General features: G+C 66.4%; 6 protein-coding genes. 4 read left to right on the forward strand and 2 right to left on the reverse strand.

Features of this window, described 5'->3' with window-relative positions; translation table 11 throughout:
* Window positions 1–124: 124 nt before the first annotated feature.
* Window positions 125–538: a pyridoxamine 5'-phosphate oxidase family protein gene (locus ACRDUX_RS05140; RefSeq protein WP_526411650.1), complete on the reverse strand. Its 414-nt coding sequence runs from the start codon at window positions 536–538 to the stop codon at window positions 125–127.
* Between the two features lie 251 nt (window positions 539–789).
* Between ACRDUX_RS05140 and ACRDUX_RS05145 the strand changes: the two genes are divergently transcribed.
* Entirely contained in the window at window positions 790–1,782 is a 993-nt protein-coding gene (locus ACRDUX_RS05145; protein WP_526411652.1) for an Acg family FMN-binding oxidoreductase, read from the forward strand.
* Here ACRDUX_RS05145 and ACRDUX_RS05150 read toward each other — a convergent pair.
* A complete protein-coding gene (locus tag ACRDUX_RS05150) occupies window positions 1,700–2,332 on the reverse strand; it encodes a GNAT family N-acetyltransferase (RefSeq protein WP_526411654.1) in 633 nt (210 codons plus the stop codon). The two genes, ACRDUX_RS05145 and ACRDUX_RS05150, sit on opposite strands and share 83 nt — an antisense overlap.
* Window positions 2,333–2,637: 305 nt before the next feature.
* On the opposite strand from ACRDUX_RS05150, the gene ACRDUX_RS05155 reads away from it, so the two are divergent.
* The 3 genes from ACRDUX_RS05155 to ACRDUX_RS05165 are packed head-to-tail and all read left to right on the forward strand — an operon-like array spanning window position 2,638 to window position 4,513.
* On the forward strand, window positions 2,638–3,258 hold the full coding sequence (locus tag ACRDUX_RS05155; RefSeq protein WP_526411656.1) for an Rv1733c family protein: 621 nt from the start codon (window positions 2,638–2,640) through the stop codon (window positions 3,256–3,258).
* 22 nt (window positions 3,259–3,280) lie between these two features.
* Complete coding sequence (locus ACRDUX_RS05160) at window positions 3,281–3,574, forward strand: three-helix bundle dimerization domain-containing protein (RefSeq protein WP_526411658.1); 294 nt, start codon at window positions 3,281–3,283, stop codon at window positions 3,572–3,574.
* 48 nt (window positions 3,575–3,622) lie between these two features.
* Window positions 3,623–4,513 carry a universal stress protein gene (locus tag ACRDUX_RS05165; RefSeq protein ID WP_526411660.1) on the forward strand — a complete coding sequence of 297 codons (891 nt, stop codon included), beginning with the start codon at window positions 3,623–3,625 and terminating at the stop codon, window positions 4,511–4,513.
* The last annotated feature ends 39 nt before the right edge of the window (window positions 4,514–4,552 follow it).

Consider the following 4,552-nt stretch of genomic DNA (forward strand, 5'->3'; position numbering starts at 1 on the left):
CACATAGGTCATGGTCGGCAAGCGTAGGGGTCCGGTGAAATTCCGACGAGGGCAGAAGGACCGGTGGCGCCGGGACGAAAGTCCCTGCCGCACTGCGCGGCAGTTGCGGCCGTATCACCCTCGCCTATCCGAAGTCCATGAAGTCGTCGGGTTCACCGCCGAATGCGAACCGCCGCCCCGTGATGGTGTTCGGCACGATCCGGATGTAGCGCTGCTTGGGCGTCGCTGTCCACGGCAGCACCTGGGCCCGATCGGCGTCCGCCACGTCTGCCGAGCCCTGCAAGATGTGCGCGATGCCCTTGACCACGACGCTCCACCCCTGCATGACGTCGTGCATGTCGGCTTCGAAGGCGACGCGCGGATTTACCGCCACCGTTGAGAGTTTGGTGCCCTCGGCCGTGCGCATGAGAACCGTGCGACGCTGGATCACGAAGTTGACCGGAAAGATGTCCGGTGCGGTGTCGACGCACGTGACCAGGCGGCCGAGCGTGACACTGGACAGCAACGCCCAGCACTCGTCGTCGCTGAGAGCGGTCATTGGTTGCGTTTCGGAACTCGTCATGTGTTGGCCTAGGGACGTCGTGGTGGAAACCGGCTGCGGCGCCGCCGCGCGATTCACGTTAGAACCAGGCCGCCCGCTCGTCGCGCGCCATTGGTCATCCGCCCTCGGGTACAACGTCACCTCTCGGGTCATCCAGGCGAAGAAGGGACTTCCGCCTCTCGTCGGCGCCACCGTGGCAGTCCATCGTCGAAGGGGCGGAGAACGATACCCACGGAGGCTGACGGCATATGGACACACACTTTCCCGACGACGCCACCCTGCGCACCGTCCTGGAGCTGGCGAATCGGGCGCCGTCGGTGCACAACGTCCAGCCGTGGCTATGGCGGGTGGGGGACGCGACCCTGCACCTGTTCTCCGACCCCACGCGACGTCTCGTCCACGCCGACCCCGACGGGCGCGACATGACGGTGAGCTGTGGTGCCGCATTGAACCATTGCGTCGTGGCGCTAGCTGCACTGGGTTGGCAGAGCAAGATACATCGGTATCCGAATCCAGCACAGCCGCTGCACCTGGCGTCGATCGAAGTGAGCGCACACGCTGCCGCCGAAGTGGACGTCGCTCTGGCGGCGGCGATCCCGCGGCGGCGGACCGACAGACGCTACTTCAGCCCGTGGCGGGTATCGCATGGTGACATCTCCCTGATGGGCGCCAGAGCCGCGCGGATGGGTGTGGCGATGCGGCGGATGGACCCCACGGCCAGCCTCCGTGCCGCACTGGCGCAGGCGGTTTGGCGACATGCCACCGACCGTGACTACCTGGACGAGCTGACGGTGTGGAGCGGCCGTTACGCCTCGACCTCCGGAGTGCCCGCCCGCAACGCACCTCAATCCGATCCGGAGTCGCCGGTGCCGAGTCGCCTCTTCGCCGGCACGGCGTTGGCGCAGCCCGAGCACACCGTGGCCGCTGACGACCACGGTGTGCTGCTGGCGCTCGGCACTGCCACCGATGACGATTTGGCTCGACTGCGGGCGGGGGAGGCGACCAGCTTGGTGTTGCTGACTGCCACCGCGCTGGGTTTGGCAAGCTGCCCGGTCTCCGAGCCGCTGGAGTTCGGCGAGACGCGCGCCGCGATCCGGGCAGATGCATTCGCTGACGAACAGTTCCCGCAGATGTTGGTGCGGGTCGGCTGGGCTCCGGTCAACGCCGATCCGCTTCCAGCGACGCCGCGGCGGCCGCTCGACGACGTCGTGAGTCGTCTCGACGGCTCCCGTTTCGAGTGATGCCCACCGCATCGAGATCGACGTCGTAGCACAGGACGAAGCCGTCCCGGGCGCAGCTGCACGGCCAGCCGGCCTCGGCGACCACCCACTGCATTGAATGGTTCTCGGTGAGGACGTCGGCCTCCAGGTGGTGGATGCCGTTGTCGCGGGCGAGCAACCCGAGGATGCGCAGCAGTGCGGTACCGACTCCGCGTTCGTGCTGTTCGTGCGCCACGACGACAGAGACCTCCGCACGGCCCGATTGAGCCGTCGCGACGTAGTTGGCCAGGCCCACCAGCATGTCGTCCTCGAATGCGCCGACGGTCTGCCGGCCGTGATCGCCCGACTTGGTCTCGGTCAGCGACCGCGCCCACTCGTCGAGGTAGTTCGGATGAGCGGTGAAGAAGCGCAGGTATCGCTCGCGTTCGGTGCGTGTCTCAGCGAGGCGAATGACGGCGTCGTAGTCGTCGGCTCCGAGACGGCGCACCTCGACGATCGCGCCGTCCCTGAGCGTGATCCAACGAGTCGCCACCGCGCCGGGGCCAGTCATCACTACTGCGGCCGCATTCATCGGACGACGAGAACCGAGCACCGGTTGTGTGCCGAACGGCTCGGGCGGTCGATGAGCATGGCGAGCCTTCCTTCCTGCGGTCAGTGTCCGACTCCTTGCAAGGTGAGACGCTACGTCTGCGGTCGGCGTCGGGGATGGGGTCATTGGTCCCCGGTTGGACGTAGGAAGGCCACCTCTGTGCGCGGCGGTGATGACGTCTGCCCATGCGACCTGGAGTCTTTCGGCCCTCGGAATTTCGTTGACGAGCGCCGAAGGTTGGTGTCAGCGCCGCACACGGCGATGGGAACGGTGGTCGAGGAGATGCCATGGACACGTTCACCCTTGACTGGGGTCGCGGTTGGTGGGCGCGACTAACGGGCCGGAATCCCTTGGTACGCGTCACCGATCGATTCGAGGCAGTCTGCATCGTCCTCGCGGCGACCGTTCTGATGGCGGCGGTTCCCGTCGTAGCGGCCTTCGGTACGTCGATGAAGGACAGCCGCTCGGCGGTCTACGCGCAGCAGGCACTGACCCGACACGCCACGACCGCGACGGCCTTGGCAGATGCGCGGTTGCACGTGGGTGTCAACAGCCAGATCTTCGACGTCAAGGCTCGGTGGTCGGCCGAGGACGGAATCCATGTCGGCACGGTTCGCGCGCGGGACATGGTCCGCGCGGGTGAGCACGTCGGGACGTGGATCGACGACCGGGGAAACCACGTCGGGGCCGCGGCACCGCCGAGTCGGGCCGCGACCGAGGCGGTCGGGTGGTCGGCGCTGTCGTGGATGGCGTTGGCCGCAGGTGTGATCGGCGCCTTGTACGCACTGCGACGCAGGTTGCGCGGCGTTCGCTACGCCGAGTGGGAGCGAGAGCTCGAGTCGTTGGCGGGCAACAGTGGTGGGCGTACGAGTCACGAACCGAGATACCCAGATGACCACGAGGGATGACGCTGGGAGCAGTGGTCGTGCGATGACCCGACCGCTGGTACGTGACGAACTACAGGCCGTGGTGTCGATGCTGTGCGCGCGGTATCCGCAGCACAGTCGTGCCGAGGTGCAGTGCCTCGTCACCGATGTGTACCGGCAGCTCCGCGGTGACGCGCGGATCCACGTCCACCTGATTCCATTGACGCTCAACCGGTGTCGACGGCTCCTGTCCGGTGGACTGGCGACGGGGCCAAAGGGCCACGACGGCAGTGACGTTGGCTCGCAGTCACCAACCGGACCGTGTTCTGGCGTGAATTTCGTCGGCGCTGAGGTGTGACTCCACAACAACCACATTGAAACAACCACATTGAAAGGAAGGTATGAAATGTCGTCTTCATCAAGGGATCAAGGCATCATCGTGGGCGTCGACGGTTCGCCGGCAAGTAAGGTTGCGACCGACTGGGCGGCGCGGGATGCAGCCATGCGACACGTCGCGTTGACGCTCGTACACGTGTCGCCCCAGCCGATGATCGGCATGTGGCCGGAACCCATGTTGCTCGACGGTTATTCGGCGTGGAGCGATAAGCGCGATCACGAGATTCTGGCGGAGGCCAGACGCGTCGCCGAGCGGGCGATCCTCGACCAAGAACCGATCGCGGTGAATCAGAGCTCCCACACCGGCGCACCCGCCCCCACCCTCGTGGATCTGTCCAAGGATGCGGTGATGATCGCAGTGGGCTGCCGCGGGCTGGGCGCCGTCAAGAGGCGGTTGATGGGGTCGGTCAGCATGAGCCTTGTTCAGCATGCGCGCTGCCCCGTGGCGGTGATCCATGACGAGGATCCACTGATGGACACTCCTTCTCGGGCACCGGTCGTCGTAGGCATCGATGGCTCACCGGCGTCGGAGTCAGCTACCGCCATCGCCTTCGACGAGGCATCCCGGCGGGGCGTGGACCTGGTTGCCGTGCACTCGTGGGCCGATGACGATCTGTACGGCTGGGCCGGCGTTGACTGGGATCGTCAGCTTGAGACCGGCAGGGAGGCGCTTGCGGAGCGGCTGGCCGGTTGGTCTGAGCACTATCCCGACGTATCGGTCGAGCAGCGCTTGGTCTACGGCGACCCCGCCGAGAAGCTGATCACTGCCTCGGAGGAGGCGCAGCTGACGGTCGTGGGCAGTCACGGCCGTGGCGGTTTCGCGGGAATGCTGCTGGGTTCGGTGAGTTCCGCGGTGGTGCAGGCCGCCCGGATGCCGGTGATCGTGGCTCGAGGAGCGTGATCGAGGGCGTCACGGCAACGGTGCCGACCAACGCAGCAC

Source organism: Mycobacterium sp., from assembly GCF_050701675.1.
Classification (GTDB): Bacteria; Actinomycetota; Actinomycetes; order Mycobacteriales; family Mycobacteriaceae; genus Mycobacterium.